12 protein-coding genes are annotated in these 19,478 nt (G+C 70.6%); 4 read left to right on the top strand and 8 right to left on the bottom strand.

Features of this window, described 5'->3' with window-relative positions; translation table 11 throughout:
* Positions 1-166: 166 nt before the first annotated feature.
* Positions 167-682, bottom strand: a complete 516-nt coding sequence (locus tag ABZU32_RS31595; RefSeq protein WP_354927799.1) for an NUDIX domain-containing protein — start codon at positions 680-682, stop codon at positions 167-169.
* Positions 683-879: 197 nt separating this feature from the next.
* Complete coding sequence (locus ABZU32_RS31590; RefSeq protein ID WP_354927796.1) at positions 880-1,359, bottom strand: dihydrofolate reductase family protein; 480 nt, start codon at positions 1,357-1,359, stop codon at positions 880-882.
* A gap of 606 nt (positions 1,360-1,965) precedes the next feature.
* Between ABZU32_RS31590 and ABZU32_RS31585 the strand changes: the two genes are divergently transcribed.
* Entirely contained in the window at positions 1,966-3,495 is a 1,530-nt protein-coding gene (locus ABZU32_RS31585) for a carboxylesterase family protein (RefSeq protein ID WP_354927793.1), read from the top strand.
* 177 nt (positions 3,496-3,672) lie between these two features.
* On the top strand, positions 3,673-4,251 hold the full coding sequence (locus tag ABZU32_RS31580) for a TOPRIM nucleotidyl transferase/hydrolase domain-containing protein (protein WP_354927790.1): 579 nt from the start codon (positions 3,673-3,675) through the stop codon (positions 4,249-4,251).
* 143 nt (positions 4,252-4,394) lie between these two features.
* Here the strand turns inward: ABZU32_RS31580 and ABZU32_RS31575 are convergent, their stop codons facing one another.
* Positions 4,395-8,507, bottom strand: a complete 4,113-nt coding sequence (locus tag ABZU32_RS31575) for a WD40 repeat domain-containing protein (protein WP_354927787.1) — start codon at positions 8,505-8,507, stop codon at positions 4,395-4,397.
* A 271-nt stretch (positions 8,508-8,778) separates the two neighbouring features.
* Complete coding sequence (locus ABZU32_RS31570; RefSeq protein WP_354927784.1) at positions 8,779-10,278, bottom strand: histidine kinase; 1,500 nt, start codon at positions 10,276-10,278, stop codon at positions 8,779-8,781.
* Positions 10,279-10,876: 598 nt separating this feature from the next.
* On the opposite strand from ABZU32_RS31570, the gene ABZU32_RS31565 reads away from it, so the two are divergent.
* Positions 10,877-11,986 (top strand): helix-turn-helix domain-containing protein, encoded by a 1,110-nt coding sequence (locus tag ABZU32_RS31565; protein WP_354927781.1) that lies wholly within the window; start codon positions 10,877-10,879, stop codon positions 11,984-11,986.
* 265 nt (positions 11,987-12,251) lie between these two features.
* On the opposite strand, the gene ABZU32_RS31560 is transcribed toward ABZU32_RS31565, so the two are convergent.
* The 3 genes from ABZU32_RS31560 to ABZU32_RS31550 form a co-directional block, all read right to left on the bottom strand.
* On the bottom strand, positions 12,252-14,573 hold the full coding sequence (locus tag ABZU32_RS31560; protein WP_354927778.1) for an excinuclease ABC subunit UvrA: 2,322 nt from the start codon (positions 14,571-14,573) through the stop codon (positions 12,252-12,254).
* Positions 14,574-14,735: 162 nt separating this feature from the next.
* Positions 14,736-15,806, bottom strand: a complete 1,071-nt coding sequence (locus tag ABZU32_RS31555) for an ABC transporter permease (RefSeq protein ID WP_354927775.1) — start codon at positions 15,804-15,806, stop codon at positions 14,736-14,738.
* Entirely contained in the window at positions 15,803-16,753 is a 951-nt protein-coding gene (locus ABZU32_RS31550; protein WP_354927772.1) for an ABC transporter ATP-binding protein, read from the bottom strand. Before ABZU32_RS31550 ends, ABZU32_RS31555 begins: the two co-directional genes overlap by 4 nt.
* Positions 16,754-16,875: 122 nt before the next feature.
* Here ABZU32_RS31550 and ABZU32_RS31545 point away from each other — a divergent pair, with 122 nt between their 5' ends.
* Positions 16,876-17,616 (top strand): MerR family transcriptional regulator, encoded by a 741-nt coding sequence (locus ABZU32_RS31545; protein WP_354927769.1) that lies wholly within the window; start codon positions 16,876-16,878, stop codon positions 17,614-17,616.
* A 3-nt stretch (positions 17,617-17,619) separates the two neighbouring features.
* Here ABZU32_RS31545 and ABZU32_RS31540 read toward each other — a convergent pair whose 3' ends face one another.
* Positions 17,620-19,314 (bottom strand): AMP-binding protein, encoded by a 1,695-nt coding sequence (locus ABZU32_RS31540; RefSeq protein ID WP_354927766.1) that lies wholly within the window; start codon positions 19,312-19,314, stop codon positions 17,620-17,622.
* Between the last annotated feature and the right edge of the window lie 164 nt (positions 19,315-19,478).

The raw sequence follows: 19,478 nt of genomic DNA, 5'->3' as shown, positions 1-19,478 counted from the left end.
GGCTCCGCCCTCGCACCCCGATCCCGCTGAACGCGGCTCACCAGCGAGAGAATTCGAATACGACTCGAACCCGCCAGGGGAACGTCCTCTAGGTTCCGGCATGTTGCTCCGCCAAGTATCTGGGCCGGACGCGGGCATGGTGGGGGATCGGCGGCGTGGTCGCGGGTCACGGCCAGATCTCCGGCGGTTCTTCGATCGGCTCACCGTCGAGGAAGCGGGTCAGCAGGCGGGGAAGTGCGCGGGGATAGAACTGGTCGGCGCTGGAGACCACCTCGGCGATCGACCACCAGCGGAAGTCGAAGTAGTCCTCTTTCTCGTAGTCCAGCCGGTCGCGGTCGTCGATGTCGGGTCCCGGCCCGGCCAGGCGGATCTGGACGACGACCTCGTGCTGGAGATGGCGGACGTCGCGGTGGCGGAACGAGCCGTCACGGGTCCAGGTCGGCGGCCCGATCTGTTCATCGCCGATCGTGATGCCCGTCTCCTCGCGCAGCTCGCGCCGGGCGGCCTGGCGGTAGTCCTCACCGGGGTCGAGGCCGCCACCGGGTAGTTCCCACCACTGACCGAGTTCTGGGGCGGTGATCTCGTGGGTGTGGAACAGCAGGATCCGGTCGAGAGCGTCACGCACGACCAGCCGCACGACGTCGCGTTCCACGATCGGCAGATCGCTAGGCAGTCGGTCCATCGAGTGTCGCCTCCTCTGTTCGTCCTCGGTATCTCCGTGAGCATGGAGACGATCACCGTATGCGGGACGGCTGTGAGACGCATGCCGGTAGTCGATTCGCGACTCACTCGGAACACCCGGACATGAGAGGACGATCGCCGCAGGTCCCGTACACCGACGGACCGCGTCCGCGCGAGCCGTCCCGGCTTCTAGCACGTCTAGACGCGGTCGTACCGCATCACCACGACCTGTGAGTCGCAGGTGCGCGAGTCGGTCAGTCGCAGGCCGAGGCGTTCGTCGCGCGGGGGGAACAGCGGCCGGCCGCCGCCAAGCACGACCGGGTGCACCGCGATGTGGTACTCGTTGATCAGCCCGTGGTCGGTGAGAGCGGCGGCCAGGCCGGAGCCGCCCGTGAGCAGCAGGTCCTTGCCGTCCTGCCGCTTCAGCTCGGCGACCTGCGCGGCGAGGTCGTCGCCGATGATCCGGGCGGCCCAGTCGTCCTGCTTCAGTGTGCTCGAGAAGACGATCTTGGGCGTGTCGCGCCAGCGAGGGGCGAACTGCAGGACGTGCGGGTGGTCCGACATCGACTCGGCGTTCGGCCAGAAGGCCACCATGCCTTCCCAGACGCCGCGCCCGTAGAGGAAGGTGTCGCAACGGTCGGCCAGCGCCTCGGAGTACGCCGACAGGTCCTCGCCCATCACCGGCCAGTCGAACTAGCCGTTCGGGCCGTCGATGTGGCCGTCGATCGAGGTGTGCACCCAAAAGATGATCTTACGCATGTCCGGCTCCTGTTCTCGGGCGGCTTCGCCCTTCGCTTTCACAGGTGAGTCGGAGCCGTGGCGAGCTTCTCTACATCCGGCAGAAGAACTTCTTCCGTGCCCACGACCGCCAGGCCGTTCGGCGTCGTCCGCGCTGCCCCTAGCGCGGTGACCGCGTACGTTCGCCGGGCGCTGCTCTCCACCCCGGGCCGCGCCTGGTGCGGTGACCGCGTACGTTCGCCGGGCGCTGCTCTCTACCCGGGTGACGTGCTGCGGTGATCGGCGCCGGGTCGGCGGGTCGTGGTACGGCGATGCCGGCGCCTGCTACGGCGCCCGAGCCGGTGAACGTCCGTGGACAGCGGACTAGGGAAGACCCCGCACGCCGACCACGGCGTCGCTCGTTCACGGCACTGGCCGCGTCGGTCAGCGGCACACCGGTCGAAAGGCCGCTTCTTCTCACCGGATGAGTCGTCGTGTAAATGGTTTGCCCGTCGATGGCGTGCGCTGGGATGCTCGGCGCGAGCAGGTACGGGAGGAGACCGCGACGTGGCCGTCACCGCATCCAGCAAGTCGTCCGAGTCCGAGCCGGAGGTCCGCACGACGGCCGGCGTTCTGCGCGGGGGCCGGGAGGCGGGCCTGGCGGTCTTCCGCGGCATCCCGTTCGCCGAGCCGCCGGTCGGCGCCCTGCGGTTCGCCGCGCCGCGGCCGGTGCGCGGCTGGGACGGTGTGCGCCCGGCGGTCGCGTACGGCCCGCCGCCCCCGCAGGCCGGGGTGCTGGGAGGGTCGCGGGACGCCGCCGGCGACGACTGGCTGACGCTCAACGTCTGGACGCCGGAACCGGGTCCGGCGGCAGCGCTGCCGGTGATGGTGTGGATCCCCGGCGGCGGTTACGCCATGGGCGACTCCAGCCTGCCGGAGTACGACGCCGGGCTGCTGGCCGTGAGCGGCACCGTGGTCGTGACCCTCAACTACCGTCTCGGCATCGAGGGGTTCGCGCAGATCGGCGGAGCTCCGGCGAACCGGGGACTGCTCGACCAGGTCGCGGCCCTGCGGTGGGTGCGCGACAACATCCGGGGGTTCGGCGGCGATCCGGACCGGGTCACGGTCTTCGGGGAGTCGGCCGGTGGCGGATCGGTCGCCGCGCTGCTGGCCATGCCGCTCGCCGCCGGGCTGTTCCACCGGGCGGTCGCGCAGAGCGTGCCTGGGACGTTCTTCTCTCCCGAACTGGCCGCCGACATCGCCGCCGCCTGCGCCGCCGAGCTGGGGGTGGAGCCCACGGTGTCCGGCCTGTCGGCGGTGGCCCCGGCCCGGCTGCCCGCCGCGGGCGACGCGATCCACGCGAAGATGGCCCAATGGCGGGAGCGCTGGGGGCAGATCACCCACCGGCCGATCCCGTTCGCCCCGGTCGTCGATGGTGAGGTCCTTCCCACGACCCCGTGGCGGGCGCTGGCCGACGGCGCCGCCCGCGACATCGCACTTCTCGCCGGGCACACCCGGGACGAGCACCGGTTGTTCAGTCTGATCGACGGCGTGCTCGGGCAGGTCACGCCCGAGCAGACCGACACCGCTCTGCGCATGCTCGCCCCCGGCCCGGACGGCGCGCGCCGATACCGGGAGGCGTTCCCCGCCGCGTCCGACGAGGAGCTGTACGAGCTGGTCAACGCCGACTGGCTGTTCCGCATGCCGAGCCTCCACCTCGCCGACGCGCAGATCGCCGGCGGCGGCCAGGCCCACCTGTACGAACTGACCTGGCCCGCGCCGGGATGGGGCGGCGCCCTCGGCGCCTGCCACGGTCTGGACGTGCCGCTCGTCTTCGGCAACCTCGGCAGCGGACGACCCGCCACGCTGATCGGCGCCCCACCCTCCTCGGAGGCGGAGGAGCTGTCCGCGCGGATGCGCGGGGCGTGGACGGCGTTCGCCGCACTCGGCGACCCGGGCTGGCCCGCGTACGACGCCGGCCGGCGCCTCGCGCAGATCTTCGACACGCCGTCGACGGTCACCGCCTACCCGGAAGAGGCTTCGCGGCTGCTGTGGCAGGACCACCCCTTCCCGGCGCTCCCGCTGCTCGCGCGGTGAGAGCGGCGCGCCGGTCGCGGACCGTGACCCGCGACCGATGGCCTTCCGGCGCATGGAACGACCGGTGACCTTCCGGCGCGTGAAACGGCAGGTGACCCTCCGGCGCGTGGAACGACCATTGGCCTTCCGGCGCGTGAACAAGGTGAACCTTCTGGGGCGCGGTGCGAGGCTGGGCCCGTGAGCGACACGCGAACCGTGGTCCTGGTCGAGGGAGTCAGCGACAGGTCGGCCATCGAGGCGCTGGCCGAGCGCCGCGGCCGGAACCTGGCGGCCGAAGGCATCTCCCTTGTGGCGATGGGCGGTGCCACGAACATCGGAACCTACCTTCGCAGGTTCGGCCCTGCCGGTCGCGACCTCCGGCTGACCGGTCTGTGCGACGTCGGGGAGGAAGGCCACTTCCGGCGGGGCCTCGAGCGCGCCGGCCTCGGGTTTGATCTGGGCCGGAGCGATCTGGAGGCGCTCGGCTTCTTCGTGTGCGTCGCCGACCTGGAAGACGAGCTGATCCGCGCCCTCGGCACCGCCACGGTCGAACGCGTCGTCGAGGCCCAGGGCGAGCTCGGCTCGTTTCGCACACTGCAGAAGCAACCGGCATGGCGCGGGGGCACGACCCACGCCCAGCTCCGCCGGTTCATGGGTTCGAGCGGCGGCCGCAAGATCCGCTACGCCGCCCCCCTCGTCGCCGCACTCGACCTCGACCGCGTGCCGCGACCGCTGGACATGCTGCTCACCCATCTGTCGGGCAGTCACACAAGGTGACCGCGTCAGGAGACGACACCCCTGCGTGAAGGCAGGGACCTCGCGACCGGGACGCTCAGGCGAGCCTGTCGATGTGGGCGGGGCTAAGGCCGTTCGCCTTTCGCCGGTGTACAGGTGCACGTACGGCGTCGCTTGTTCGAGGGTCAGCGGCACACCGGTCGAAAGTCCACTTCCGAAACGTATTGGGCCCATTCGGCGCGAGTGAAAGAGGGAGCGGAGATCGCGCAGACGGCTGTGAGCAGATCTTTGGGCATGCCCACTTCCCATAGTTGCGTTGTGCCGTCGTCGCCACTGGTGGCCAGGGTCTGTCCGTCAGGACTGAAGGCGAGCGAGGCGATCCAGTGAGTGTGGCCGACGAGGGGGGCGCCGATGGGAGCGCTGGTCGCGGTGTCCCACAGGCGCACAGTGCCATCCACGCCGCTGGTGGCCAGGGTCTGTCCGTTGCGGCTGAAGGCGAGCGAGGTGACTTCGTCGGTGTGGCTGACGAGGGGGGCGCCGATGGGAGCGCGGGTGCTGACCTGCCACAGCCGAACCGTGCCGTCCTTGCTGCCGGTGGCCATGATCTGTCCGTCGGAGCTGAAGGCGAGCGAGGTCACCTTGTCGGGGTGGCCGACGAGGGGGGCGCCGACGGGAGTGGGAGTGCGGGTGTTGACCTGCCATAGCCGAACCGTGCCGTCCTGGCCGATGCCGGCCAGGACCCGCCCATCCGGGCTGAGAAAGGACGAGGTATCCCATCCGCGGCTGCGGGCGAGCGGGGCATTGAGGGGTTCGCCTGTCCGGACATCCCACAACCGCGCACTGCTGTCGTCCGGGCCGCTGGTGATCAGGGTCTGTCCATCGGAGCTGAAAGCGACCGAGGTGGTCGCGAAGAGACGTCCGGTCAGTGGTGCACCGATGGCTTTACCGGTTCGTGTATTCCACAATCGTGTTGTGCCGTCGAAACTGCTGGTGGCCAGGGTCCGGCCGTCGGGACTGAAGGCGACCGAGGTGATCGTCCGGGTGTGGCCGGTGAGCGGCGCGCCGATGGGCGTGCGGGTCGCCGCGTCCCACAGCTGCACGGCGCCGTCACTGCCACCGATGGCGAGGATCCGTCCGTCAGGGCTGAAGGCGACCGGGGTCCCCAGGCTGAACTGATCGGTGCGCGGAGTTCCGATGGAGGTGTGGAGTCTGATGTCCCACAACCGCACAGTGTTGTCCTCACTGGCTGTGGCCAGGGTGTGTCCGTCGGGGCTGAAGGCGAGCGAGGTCACCCGGTAGTTGTGGCCGGTGAGCGGCGCGCCGATGGGTGTGCGGCTCGCTGCGTCCCATAACCGCACGGTGCCGTCACCACCCCCGATGGCCAGGATCGCCGGCTCTTTGGGGCTGAAAGCGACGCAGAAGTCGCCACGGGGGTGTCTGGGGAGGGAAAGCTTGATCGGTGTGCGCGTTCTGACCCGCCACAACCGCACCACGCCGTCCATGCCGCTGCCGGCCAGCATCCGGCTGTCGGGGCTGAAGGAGAGGGCGGTGACGGCGTGTGCGTGGGCGGGGAGTGGGTCGCCGATGGGAGTGCGCGTCGCGGTGTTCCACAGCCGCATGGTGCCGTCGGAGCCGCCGGTGGCCAGGGTCTTTCCGTCGGGGCTGAAGGAGATGGCGGTGACGGCGTGTGCGTGGGCGGGGAGTGGGTCGCCGATGGGAGTGCGCGTCGCGGTGTTCCACAGCCGCACGGTGCCGTCGAAACCGCCGGCGGCCAGGGTCTTTCCGTCGGGACTGAAGGAGATGGCGGTGACGGCGTGTGCGTGGGCGGGGAGTGGGTCGCCGATGGGAGTGCGCGTCTCGGTGTTCCACAGCCGCACGGTGCCGTCGTCGCCGATGGCCAGTGTCCGCCGGTCGGGGCTCAAGGCGGCCGAGGAGACCCAGCCTTTGTACCCAGGGATAGCCGTACCGATCAGTTTGCGGGTCCGGGTGTCCCATAATCGCGTCAGGCCGTCACCGACGGTGGCGAGCGTCCGTCCGTCGGGGCCGAAGGCCACCGCGGAGATAGGGCCGGAGGGGGCGGTGAGGACGGCGCGTTGGGGGCGGCTGAGGATGTTGAGCATGGCGGCGCGGGCTTCGGGGGTGTGGCTGATTCGCCAGGCCGTGGCCGCCAGCAGCGCGGGTAGTGCGGGGTCGCCGCCGGTGAGCAGTTCGCTTCGGGCGGCCAGCCGGCGCGACAGGGCCACATCGCGCTGGCCGGTGATCTCGCTCTTGGCCTTGATCGCCAGGCCCGCTGCGGTCAACGCCACGACCAGCAACACGGCCAGGGCGGTGGTCACGGTGCGGCGCAGCACCGTGGCGCGTTTGCGCGCGGTGATGGCGGCGTCCAGGAACTCCTCCGCGCTGTCCGGCGGGTCGGGGTAGCGGTCGGGGTGGGCCTGCCAGTGGAGCCGGGCGCGCAGGACCGAGGTCAGACGCTCGCCGTGGTAGAGGAACGACGTGCGACGCTGGTTGCGGGCCCAGTCCTCGGCGTCCTCCAGCAACCGGTGGTACAGGGCCCGGTCGGCCGGGTCCTGCTGGAGCCACCCTGCCAGCCGCGGCCAGGCGTGCAGTAGGGAGTCGTGGGTGATCTCCGCGGTCTGCTCGCCCACCACGATGAGCCGTTGCGCGGCGAACGCCTCCACCACCTGTTCGACATCGGCCGGATCGACGCCGTTCTGCCGTCCGTCCGTCCGGCCGACACCGGCCGACGGAGGCTGGGGGAGGGGCTGACGCTGGTAGGGCATGGGCCGGCGGACGGTCCGGCCGTCGGCGGTGAGCTTGGTCAGCCGGTGGAACACCTGCCGGGCGATGGCCTGTTGGTGGTCGGGCAGCGCGGTGTAGACGGTCTCGGCGCTGGTCTGGACGGCGTGGGCGACCCCGCCTGAGAGCCCGTAGCTGCGGCTGGTCAGCTTGTCGGCTTCCCGGTGTTTCCAGGTGACCCGCATCGCCTCCGACAGCAACGGCAGCGCGCCCACCTCGTATCGGCCGTCGGCCGCGCGGGCCGGTAGATCACCCAGGATGGTGTCCACCAGCGCCGGAGATATCTTCACCCCCGCCTGTTCGGCCGGACCGGTCAAAGCCAGACGCAACTCCGGCCGGCTCATCGGCCCGACCAGGAACAACCCCTCCCGCACCGCGTCGGCCAGCTGCGGGTAAGCCGCGCACTCGGCCAGGAAATCGCTGCGCACCACCACGACCACCAACGCCGCCGGCTCACCGTCCGGCCCGCTCGGCCGGGTCGCCGCCGCGTGCAGCGCCGCGATGAAATCCGCCCGCTGCCCCTCGGCCCAGCCCACACCGCCGGGCCCGGCATCCTCCGGCAGGGTGAAGACCCGCTCGAACGGGTCCACCACCAGCACCAGCCGATCACCGCTGCTGGTGGCCGGCCCACCGGCCGAGGCGCCGGGACGGGTCACCACCACATCACGCACCACGGTGTGCGCCTGCTGCGGCGCACTCCGCAGCATCTGCCGGATCGGGACCGGGTCGGCGCCGGCCAGCGCGGCCAGCACCCGCGCCAGCTCATCGCGCGGGGTCGCGGTCGGATGCACCACCGCCACCGGCCACCCGGCCGACTCGGCGCTCAGTTCCCCGGCGGCCAGCGCCGGCAGCAGTCCCGCGTGCACCAGCGAGGACTTGCCCGCCCCCGACGCGCCGGCCACCACCAGGATCCCCGGCCGGTCCAGCCGAACGGCGAGCGCGTCGACCAACTGCGCGGTCAGCCTCTCCCGGCCGAAGAACACCTGCGCCTGATCCTGCTCGAACGCCGCCAACCCCGGATACGGACACCCCCCCGCCCACCGGTCGGCCGCCTCGGCCTCGGTGGCCTCCTCTGCCCCCGTGTCCTGGGTGCCGGTCTTCGTCGTCCCGGCCGCCTCGGCCGCGGCCGGGTTCCCGTGGGCGGGTTCGACCGCGACCGGATCAGGCGGGGACGACCGAGCCTCGCGCAACCAACGCCGCCACTGCTCCTCGTCAAGCAGACCCGCACTCACGTGCTCAGGCAGCACCCGCCGGCCCCGGCAATGCTCCACGAGCACCCGGACCATCACCAAGAACGCCGCCTCCGACTCCGGCAGATGGCGACCACGTTTCCAGTCGCTGATCCGCGGCCCACTCACCGGCCGCCCCCGCCCGGCGGGCCGCCGCCGATTCACCTCACCCACCAGACTCTTCACCGGCAGATCGGCGGCCACCTCCAGCAGCTCGGCCAACCGCACCGCGAACAACCGCCTCGGAGTCAACTCCGCCGCCTCACCCATTTCCGCCCCCGCACATAGCCATCACCCTTCGATCCGTTCCGGTTCGGGAAGTCTGCAGCGCAGCACTCACCGAGGCGAACATCCCAATCAACACGTGACCGAGCCGCACGGACACAACACCTATGCGTTGATCAGTGCGACGCAACACCAAGCGATCTCCGCCTGGTGTTGTCGCGAGACCGTCGCCGGCGAGACGACGACGTGAGTGAATACGAGTCCTGGAGCAAGGATTAATCGATTCACGCGCACTGGTCTCCGGCCAGGACCACCCTCAGACGTTGACCTCCGATCTCAGCTGCTTGGCCTGCTGGGCGAGGCCCTGCGCGATGATGAGCATGGCCATGCCGAGAGCGATCATGGAGATGATGGTGGGCCACTGGAGTGCCTCGGGCAGGTAGAGCGCCAGAAACCAGCTCTGCTCGTCAGCGCCGTAGACCTTGAAGGCCGCCGCCACCAGTCCCTGCGGGAACAGCGGCAACCAGCCCATCCCCCAGCAGAGCACCATCAGTGCGTACTTCCAGGCAGGCAGTCTGGTGCGGCGGGGGACCTGTCCGGCGAACGCGCGGGGGATGTCGACGGTGGCGATGGTCGGACCTCCCTCTGGGCTATGGATGGTCAGGACGCCGTCGAACGCGGCCACTCGCCGCTCGATGCCGCGCAGGCCGCTGCCACGCGAAGGGTCGGCGCCGCCCTGACCGTCGTCGGTGACGGTGATGCGCAGGGCGGGACCGCGCCGGCTGATGTCCACCGCGACATGGCCCCCGCCGCCGTGCCTGCTGGCGTTGGTGAGCAGTTCGCTGACCACGAAGTAGACGGCGGACTCCACCGGGGCCTCGGGGCGGGCCGGCAGGTCGACGTTGACCGAGACCTTCAGCGGACTGTCCAGGGCCAGCGCCCGGACCGCGTCGCCGAGGCCGCGCTCGGCGAGCACGGGCGGGTGGATGCCGCGCACGAGCTGCCGCAGCTCGACCAGCGACGCGGCGGACGCCTCGCGCACCTTGGCGATCAGGGATTTGACGGCCGCGGGGTCGGAGTCGACGAGCTCTTCGGCGGCGCCGAGGGTCATGCCGATGGCGACCAGGCGTGCCTGCGCGCCGTCGTGCAGGTCGCGCTCGATGCGCCGCAACTCGGCGGCCTGGGTGTCGATGGCGTCGGTGTGCACCCGCGTCAGCTGGGCCATGGCGTTGGTCAGACGGGCGCGGTAGGTGGGGGCCAGCAGCCACCGCGTCCACACGCCGTGCAGGCGGACCGCGCGCGGAGCCAGCAGCGGCCCTGCCAGCACGAGCAGCACCCCGGCCACCGCCTGCACCGGGCCCTGCGCCACCAGCGCCACCCCGGACGCCACCAGGAGCGGCGGCACCAGGACCGCCACGCCGCCGATCAGCGGGTCGCCGAGCAGCCAGGCGAGATCACGCCAGGTGGCCGGGTCCTTGAACACCCAGTCGAAGGTTCGCATGAAGTCGGGCACCAAGGACGTCCGGTAAAGTCTGCGGCCCTCGCGGTACCAGCCGTCGCGCTGCGGCATGAGCGGCGGCGGAGCGGCGCGGTAAGGCGGAGCGATCTGCACGTCGGCGAAGGCCAGCGCGAGCCGGCGCGCGTGGGTGGCGCGGCGGCGGACCAGGCGGACGGTGGCCGGGAAGAGGAAGACCAAACCGAGCCCGAAGCACGAGAAGATCAGTAGCACGGCCAGCGCGCCGATCGCCGCGTTCACCACGGTCAGGGCGAGCAGCGTCAGTACGCGCTTGAAACCGATCACCGTCCGGATGGCCACGGGAACAAGTCTGCGATATCCGGGCGCCCGCCTGGTAGTGGCCCTGGCGCCCGATCCAAGGTGGAGATAAGTGCACCCTCGCCAGGGCCGCAGATGTATTCCGCCGCCTCGCCGCGCTTCCTACCGTCGGCTACATGGACATCATCGACAACACCGGCCCGTGCAAGGTGTACGGCGAACAGGTGGCGGTCGACGAGCTGTCGTTCTCCCTCCACAAGGGCGGCGTCAGCTCCGCCTCACCCATCCCACTCCCCGCACACGGCCATCACTTTTCGGACCGAACCCGTCCGAAAAATCCGCTGCAAAGCCCTCACCAGCGAAAACGCCCGACCACCATTCGGCCGAGCTGCACCGACACCGCGCCTATGCATCAATCAGCGCGACATCCGCACCAAGTGGCCATCGCCGAGCGTCGTCGGCGATACGGCTCACTGACGAGACGACGAAGGAAACGCACGCGAGCAACGGATGAGTGTCCGCGGGCCGACGCTGGGACGGTGCCCTAAGGCGCGCCCTCCGCTGCGCCCGTCTGGATTCAGGTGTGGAGTCGACGGCGTCCTTGGAGAGCAATGACGACTGGTTCACGGAGGGAGGCCTGATGAACATCACGGAAATGCGTACAGAACATCTCGCCCCTGAGGACCGATTTCCCTGCTGGAACGAGATGTACTCCCGCATGTACGTGTCTTCACTGCTCAGCTGTGAAAATCCAGCCGAGTTTCACGCACGGGCACGCGTCGTGGATATCGGGGAGATCCAGATATCCGACCTTGCTATTTCAGCCGTCGAGGCTCGGCGCACCACGAAGATGATCCGGCAGTTCGATCCAGAGGTGTATCTCCTTCAGCTGATCACCAGCGGTGACGGACATCTGGCTCATGGCAGCCGGGACGCCATGTTTCAGGCACGCCAGTTCCTGCTCATGGATTCCTCACAGCCCTACCATGGCAGGCGCTCATCGACGACCGGTAGCAGCCGGGCCGTGCTGGTGCAGGTGCCCCGGGCGTCCCTGGGTCTGCGCCCGGTCAGGGGTGACCGGTTGGTCGCGGCGCCGTTCGGCGCCGACGAAGGCATCGGCGCCGTGCTGGCGAACCATCTGCTCGCGGTGATGGAGCACGCCGAGCACTACACCGCCGCCGACTCGGTGGCGCTGGCCGACGTCACGGTGAATCTCATCGCCGCCACCTTCGCCCATCACCTCGACGTCACCGATCGTCTGTCTCCACAAGCGCGGCAACGCGCCCTGCTGGCGCGGATTCACCGCTTCATCCGCCAGCGGCTCGCCGACCCCGATCTGACCGCCGATCTCATCGCGGCCGCTCACAACATCTCCACCCGCCAGCTCTACAAACTGTTCCAGAGCCAGGGTGAAGGCATGGGGATCGCGGCCTTCATCCGTCGTAGCCGGCTGGAGCGCTGCCATCGCGACCTGGCCGACCCCGCACTCCGCCACCACTCCGTGCACACTATCGCCGCCCGTTGGGGCCTGACCGACAGCGCCCATTTCAGCAAGATCTTTCGCGCCGCCTACGGCCTGTCTCCTCGCGACCATCGCCACCATGCCCAGCACGGCGACGCCATGCACGAAACGACAGGGCCGGATCTAGGGTGGCCCCGAGCACAGCCGCCACCCTTCGAACCGAACCGGTCCGGCAAGCCCATACGGCAGCCCTCACCAGCGAAAACGTCTCGACCGTCACTCGGCTGAGCTGCATCGGCACCACATCTACGCCTTGACCGGTGCGGCATCAACGCCAAGCGGTCCTCGCAGAGCGTAGTAGGCGATACGGCTTACTGACGAGACGACGATGGACGCTTGCTCGACCTGTGCACGAATCGACAAGAAGTGTGCAGAAACGTCCAACAATCTCCTGCCGAGAGTCGTTGATGATAGGCGCAGCAGTCATCCACTTGCGGAGACGACGACAGCCGACGCTCGGATGACCGGGGCCGCTGGCGTGTCCTGGGTGGTTCTATGAGTGCTCGGCGGTGTAGAGGTGGAGGTGGCGGGCGGTTAGGGAGCCGGAGGCGGATAGGAGGTCGGACGGGGGGCCGGAGAAGACTATTTGCCCGCCGTCGTGGCCGGCGCCGGGGCCGAGGTCGATGATCCAGTCGGCGTGGGCCATGACGGCCTGGTGGTGTTCGATGACGATGACGGTGTTGCCGTCGTCGACCAGGCGGTCGAGCAGGCCGAGCAGCTGGTCGACGTCGGCCAGATGCAGGCCGGTGGTCGGCTCGTCCAGCACATAGGTGGTGCCGTTCTTGGCCATGTGGATGGCGAGCTTGAGCCGCTGGCGCTCGCCGCCGGACAGCGTGGTGAGCGGCTGGCCGAGGCCGAGGTAGCCGAGGCCCACGGCCGACAGGCGGTCGAGCACCACCCGCGCCTGCCCGGAGGGGAAGAACTCGCGCGCCTCGGCGACCGTCATGGCCAGGACCTCGCTGATGTCCTTGCCGCGCAGGCGGTACGACAGGACCTCGGGGGTGAAGCGCTTGCCCTCGCACCGCTCGCACACCGAGGCGACCTCGGCCATCATCATCAGGTCGGTGTAGATCAGGCCGATGCCCTTGCACGCCGGGCACGCCCCCTCGGAGTTGGCGCTGAACAGCCCCGGTTTGACGCCGTTGGCCTTGGCGAACGCCGTCCTGATCGGGTCGAGCACCCCGGTGTAGGTGGCCGGGTTGCTGCGGCGCGAGCCGCGGATCGGCGACTGGTCGGCGACCACGACGCCCTCGCGCCCGGCGACGTAGCCGTGGATGAGCGAGCTCTTGCCCGACCCGGCGACGCCGGTGACGACGGTGAGCACGCCGAGCGGGATGTCGACGCTCACGTCCCGCAGGTTGTGCAGGGAGGCGCCGGTGACCGGCAGCCATCCGGCGGGGGTGCGGACCTTAACGCGCAGCTCGACCTTGTGGTCGAGGTAGCGGCCGGTGAGCGTGCCCGACGCGCGCAGCCCGGCCAGGTCGCCCGCGAAGCACACCTCGCCGCCCGCCGAGCCGGCCCCGGGCCCGAGGTCGACCACGTGGTCGGCGATCGCGATGGTCTCGGGCTTGTGCTCGACCACCAGCACGGTGTTGCCCTTGTCGCGCAGCCGCAGCAGCAGGTCGTTCATGCGCTGGATGTCGTGCGGGTGCAGCCCGGCCGTCGGCTCGTCGAAGACGTAGGTGACGTCGCTCAGGCTGGAGCTGAGATGGCGCACCATCTTCACCCGCTGCGCCTCGCCGCCGGACAGGGTGGAGGACTCGCGGTCGAGACTGAGGTAACCGAGGCCGATCTCGACCAGCGAGTCGAGGGTCTCGGCGAGGGTGTCGAGCATCGGGCCCACCGACCGGTCGCCGATCGCCCGCACGAACGCGGCCAGGTCGCTGATCTGCATCGACGAGCACTCGGTGATGGTGCGCCCGTCGATGACCGCCGACCGGGCGGCCTGGTTCAGCCGGGCGCCGCCGCAGGCCGGGCACTCCATCAGCTTGACCGCGCGGTCGGCGAACGCGCGCGCCTGCGCCTGCATCGACTCGCGGTCCTTGGCCAGGTACAGCCGCCGGACCTTGGGGATCAGCCCCTCGAAGGTGACGTTGTGCGTGCCCATCTTCACCTTGGTGGCGGGCTGGTGCAGGAAGTCCTCCCACTGGGCCGGGGGGTAGTCCTTCAGCTTGACGGCCGGGTCGAACAGGCCCGACTTCGCCATGAGCTGCCAGTACCAGGTGCCGACCCCGAACCCGGGCACCTTGACCGCGCCGTCGTCCAGCGACAGCTCGACGTCCACCAGTTCGGCGACGTCGATGTCGGACACCTTGCCGAGCCCCTCGCAGTCGGGGCACATGCCCTCGGCGCGGTTGAAGCTGAACGCCGACGGCGGGCCGACGTGCGGGGTGCCCAGGCGGCTGAACAGGACGCGCAGCATGGTGTGGGCGTCGGTGGCCGTGCCCACCGTGGAGCGGGCGTTGCCGCCCATGCGCTCCTGGTCGACGATGATCGCCGCGCTCAGGTTGCGCAGGGCCTCGACGTCGGGGCGGGCGCGGCTCGGCATGAAGTTCTGCAGGAACGCCGTATAGGTCTCGTCGAAGAGCCGCCGGGATTCGGCGGCGATGGTGTCGAAGACGAGCGAGGACTTGCCGGAGCCGGACACGCCGGTGAAGACGGTGAGCCGCCGCTTGGGAATGTCCAGGGAGACGCCCTTGAGGTTGTTCTCGCGGGCGCCGCGCACCTGGATCAGGTCGTGACCGTCCGCCGCGGAGTGGTCGCGCTCGCGGAGCGGTTCATGGCTTCGGACGGGGCCGGCCTGCTGGCTGGACATCAACGGGACCTTCCATGGTCGAGAGAGGGGAAGGAGGGAGGAGGTGACGGGGATGGGGGTCGGAACCGACAGAAGCCGGCCCGAGCCGTCCTCCCCCCTCTCCGGACGGAGAGGGGGGAGCAGCAACATCGTACAACGTACGGTGTGATGGCGAGGGTGTGATCACAGGGGGCGTTGCAGTGCTTTGGCGCGGCGGGCGGCGACCGCCGACCCCGACTTGCGGCGGGCCATCCGGCGCAGCACGGCCGGTGCGAGCGCGAAGCCGAGCAGCGCCCAGGCGCCGAGGACGCCCGCCGTTTCCAGGTGCCGCCAGGAGTCGCCCACCTCGGCGGCGGCCAGCGCGTCCGGCAGCAGCGCCGAGCGCAGGCCGAGGCCGAGCCAGTAGACCGGGAAGAGCTGCGCCACCACCTGCAGCCACCCGGGGAGCGCGGTGAGCGGGTAGAACACGCCCGAGACCGCCATCAGCGCCATCAGCGGCAGCGTGATGACGCCCATGGCCTGCGCGCTCTCGAACAGCGAGCCGAGCACCGCGCCGATCGGCAGCACCGCCACCAGCCCGATCGCCAGCACCCAGCTCAGCGTCAGCCAGGACGACACCTCGCCCAGCCGCAGCCCGTCGAACAGGAACGCGGCGGGGACCAGTGGGACGAGCGCGCCCGCCACCGCCATGCCGGCCCGGCTGAGCACCTTGCCGGTCAGGTAGCCGATCATGCCGTTCGGCGTGGCCTTGGCGCGCAGCAGGGTGCCGTCCTCGCGGTCCATGGTGAGCGTCATGGCCAGGGCCATCATGCCGCTGAACACGACGTTCAGGCCGAGGACGCCGGGGATGGACTGCGAGCCGAGGGAGAAGCCGGTGCCCGGCACCGTGTTGTGCCGCAGCAGGTACATCACGACCAGGGCGACGGCGGGCAGGAACAGCGCCCCCCACACGTCCTGCGCGCTCGTCGCGCTCTGCCGGAACTCGACCCGCGCCCGGTGCAGCCCCGCACGGAACGCCACCACCCGCGCACCGCCCCGGCCCCCGGGCGAGCCGGAATCAACTGGAGGAATGGACGGCGGGAAGGCCGCGGGTTCCGTGGTGCCGGAGGAGTGGGGAGCCGTGGTGCCGGAGGAGTGGGGAGCCGCGGTGCCGGGGGAGCGGGGAGCAGTGCGGTCGGACTCCGGAGGGGAGGCCGCGGGTTTCGGGGTGGTGTGGTCCGGGGGGCGCGGGGAGGAGGGCTCGGGAGTGGTCACGCCGGCACCTCCGCCAGCCGGCCGGGCACCTCGGCGTGCCCGGCGGACTCGAAGTCGCGCACCATCGCCAGGTACACCTCTTCCAGGCGCGTCCTGCGCACCTCAAGGTCGGTGACCGCGTCGCCGTGCCGCTCGAACAGCCCGCGCACGTACCCGGCGGCGTCCTCGACCGACGCCGCGTGCCACTCGCCGTCCAGGTTGTAGCGCACCTCAGCCTTCCCCGAGACGCGCCGTGTCAGCTCGGCCGCGCCGCCGTCGGCGACGATCACGCCGCCCACGAGGATCAGGATGCGGTCGGCGAGCCTCTCGGCCTCGTCCAGGTCGTGCGTCGTGAGCAGGATGGTCGTGTCCTCCAGGTCGGCCAGCCGCCGCACCAGCTCGTGGAAGTCCTGCCGCGCCTGGGGGTCGAAGCCCACGGTGGGCTCGTCCAGGAACAGCAGCTCCGGCCGTCCGACCAGCCCGATCGCCACGTCGAGCCTGCGCCGCTGCCCGCCGGAGAGCCGGGCGACGCTCGCCTCCGCCTGTCCTTCCAGCCCCACCAAGCCGATCAGCTCCTGCGGGTCGTACGGCCTGCGGCGCTCCGCCGTGCTGTAGGGGGTGTAGTAGCGGCCGAGTTGGTCCAGCAGCTCGCGCACCCGCCAGCGGCCGTGGTCGCGCCAGGACTGCAGCACGATGCCGAGCCGTGCGCGCCACGCCTCGTCCCCGTCGTCCGGGTCGGTGCCGAGGACGCGCACCTCGCCCGCGGACCGCCTGCGGAACCCTTCGAGGATCTCGATGGTCGTGGTCTTCCCGGCGCCGTTCGGCCCGAGCAGAGCCACCACCTCTCCGCGCCGCACCCGCAGATCCACCCCGCGCAGCACGTCGGCGGAGCCGTACCGCATCCTGAGACCACGGGTCTCTATGGCCGGCTCGTCCGGCTTTTCCTTCTCGATGTCGCCCGGATTCATGCCTTCAATTTTCTCATTGAAGTGCCCTCTTGAGAGTTCGTCGTCCACCTGAGCTGACGTACTGGGCATTGCCCCGGATAACCTTCAAGTCCCTGGTGAACCCTGTCCGGGAAGGAAGATCGTTGGGCCGAGAAGGAGAGGCGAAGCTGCGCCCCGTCGACCTGGCGCGGCTGGTGGGCATCTCCGCCCAGCAGGTGCGCAACTACGCCGACACCGGCATCCTGCCCCCGGCGCCGCGCACGCCCGCCGGCTACCGCAGCTTCGGCGAGCGGCACCGCGCGGCCCTGCTCACCTACCGGGCGCTGGCGCCGGGGTACGGCTGGGACGCCGCGCGGTCGATCATGCAAGCCCTGCACACCGGCGACGTCGCCCACGCGCTCGCCCTGGTGGACGCCGCCCACGCCGCCCTGCACAGGCAGCGCCTGTCGCTGCGGGCGACGGCGCGAGCGCTGGAGGAGGTCGCCGGACAGGAACCCGAGCAGGGTCTGGAGGTGTCCGCGCGGTCGCGCCGGGGGCTGCGCGTCGGCGAGGTGGCCGCGCTGCTCGGGGTGCGCGCCTCCGCGCTACGGTTGTGGGAGTCCGCCGGCCTGCTGACCCCGCGCCGCGAGCCCGGCACCCGGTACCGGAGTTACGCCCCGGCAGACGTCCGGGACGCGCGGATGGTCCACATGCTGCGCCAGGGACGCTACCCCCTGTCGCAGATCAAGGGCATCATCGAGGGCCTGCGCCGCACCGGGAGCCGTGACGCCCTCCGCGCGGCCGTCGAGCAGCGCGCCGCGGAACTGACCCGGAGAGCGGCCGGCATGCTCGAAGCCTCCAGCCACCTCCAGCACTACCTGGCCGGCCGGTCGCCGGAGTCCTGACCGTCAGGCGTGTTCGGTGGCGAGGAGGTGGCGCAGGCCGAGGAGGTCGATGGCCTGTTCGCGGAGTTCGACCTTGCGGACCTTGCCGCTGATGGTCATGGGGTAGGAGTCCACGGCCTGCACGTAGCGGGGGATCTTGAAGTGGGCGAGTTTGCCCAGGCAGAAGGTCCGCAGCGTCTCGGCGGTCAGCGGCTCGGAGTCCGGGCGCATGCGCAGGAACGCCATCAACTCCTCGCCGTACCGCTCGTCGGGCACGCCGATGACCTGGACGTCCAGGATGTCGGGGTGGGAGTGCAGGAACTCCTCCACCTCGCGCGGGTAGACGTTCTCGCCGCCCCTGATCACCATGTCCTTGATGCGACCGGTGATGCTGAGGTACCCCTCCTCGTCCATGATCCCGATGTCGCCGGTGTGCATCCAGCCGTCGGGGTCGACGGCCTCGGCGGTCTTGTCCGGCTGCCGCCAGTAGCCGAGCATCACCGAGTAGCCGCGGGTGCACACCTCGCCGGGCGTGCCGCGGGCGACGAGCGCGCCGGTCTCGGGGTCGACGACCTTCACCTCCAGGTGCGGCCCGACGCGGCCGACGGTGGACACGCGGCGCTCCAGCGAGTCGTCTGGGCGGGTCTGGGTGGCCACCGGGGAGGTCTCGGTCATCCCGTAGCAGATGGTCACCTCGGTCATGCCCATGCGCTCGACGACCTGGCGCATGATCTCCACCGGGCACGGCGAGCCGGACATGATGCCGGTGCGCAGCGACGACAGGTCGAAGGACGCGAACCCGGGGTCGGCCAGCTCGGAGATGAACATCGTCGGCACGCCGTACAGCGACGTGCACCGCTCGGCCTGCACGGCCTCCAGCGTGGCGCGGGCGTCGAAGACGGGGGAGGGGATGACGACGCAGGCGCCGTGGCTGATGGCCGCGAGCGTGCCCATGGTCATCCCGAAGCAGTGGTAGAACGGCACCGGCACGCACACCCGGTCGGCGCCGGTGTAGCGGCACAGCTCGCCGACGAAGAAGCCGTTGTTGAGGATGTTGCGGTGCGACAGCGTCGCGCCCTTCGGGAACCCGGTGGTGCCCGAGGTGTACTGGATGTTGATCGGGTCGTCGGGGGCGGTCGCCGCGGCGGCCTCCTCCAGTGCCCGCCGGTCGGCCCGCCGGCCGGCGTCCATCACCGCCCGCCAGGCGTCGCCGCCGATCAGCAGGACGTCCGACAGCTCGGGGCAGCGCGGCCGCACCTGGCCGATCATGCCGGCGTAGTCGGAGGTCTTGAACCGCTCCGCGGCCACCAGTGCCCGCACGCCGGCCTGGTTGAGCACGTACTCGACCTCGTGCGCCCGGTAGGCCGGGTTCAGGTTGACCAGGATCAGGCCGATCTTGGCGGCGGCGAACTGGGTCATCGTCCATTCGGCGCAGTTGGGCGCCCAGATGCCGATGCGGTCGCCCTTGACCAGGCCGAGGTCCAGCAGGCCGAGCGCGAGCGCGTCGACCTCCCCGGCCAGCGCGGCGTAGGTCCACCGGCGGCCGGTGGTGCGGTCGACCAGCGCGTCCCGGCCGCCGTGGGCGGCCACGGCCCGGTCGAAGTTCGCTCCGATGGTCTCCTCGAGCAGTGGTGTGGTGCAGATGCCGGTCGCGAGACTGGGCAGGGACCCCGCGCTCGATGTGCCGGGGATCTCGCTTTCCACGATGGAGGCGGTCACGGATCTCACTCCTTCGGTTCGCGCGGCCGGAACGGCGCCGATCGGACGCGTGCGGCGGGGGGGGGGGGGGGGGGGCGGCCCCGCGCGGGGGGGGGGGGGGGTGAACACCGAGAAAAAAAACAACCTAAATGAGTTGTATGTTTTGGGGTGGTGTGTGGTGATAG

It is taken from the genome of Sphaerisporangium sp. NPDC005288 (assembly GCF_040607475.1).
Lineage (GTDB): Bacteria > Actinomycetota > Actinomycetes > Streptosporangiales > Streptosporangiaceae > Sphaerisporangium > Sphaerisporangium rhizosphaerae.
The sequence above is the reverse complement of the archived record's forward strand: the minus strand, read 5'-3'. Positions and strand labels throughout refer to the sequence as shown.

Excerpts from the sequence above, each read along its gene's own strand:
- ABZU32_RS31595 (WP_354927799.1), bottom strand. The coding sequence starts at position 682 with ATGGACCGACTGCCTAGCGATCTGCCGATCGTGGAACGCGACGTCGTG.
- ABZU32_RS31590 (WP_354927796.1), bottom strand. The coding sequence starts at position 1,359 with ATGGGCGAGGACCTGTCGGCGTACTCCGAGGCGCTGGCCGACCGTTGC.
- ABZU32_RS31575 (WP_354927787.1), bottom strand. The coding sequence starts at position 8,507 with ATGGGTGAGGCGGCGGAGTTGACTCCGAGGCGGTTGTTCGCGGTGCGG.
- ABZU32_RS31565 (WP_354927781.1), top strand. The coding sequence starts at position 10,877 with ATGAACATCACGGAAATGCGTACAGAACATCTCGCCCCTGAGGACCGA.
- ABZU32_RS31560 (WP_354927778.1), bottom strand. The coding sequence starts at position 14,573 with ATGTCCAGCCAGCAGGCCGGCCCCGTCCGAAGCCATGAACCGCTCCGC.
- ABZU32_RS31550 (WP_354927772.1), bottom strand. The coding sequence starts at position 16,753 with ATGAATCCGGGCGACATCGAGAAGGAAAAGCCGGACGAGCCGGCCATA.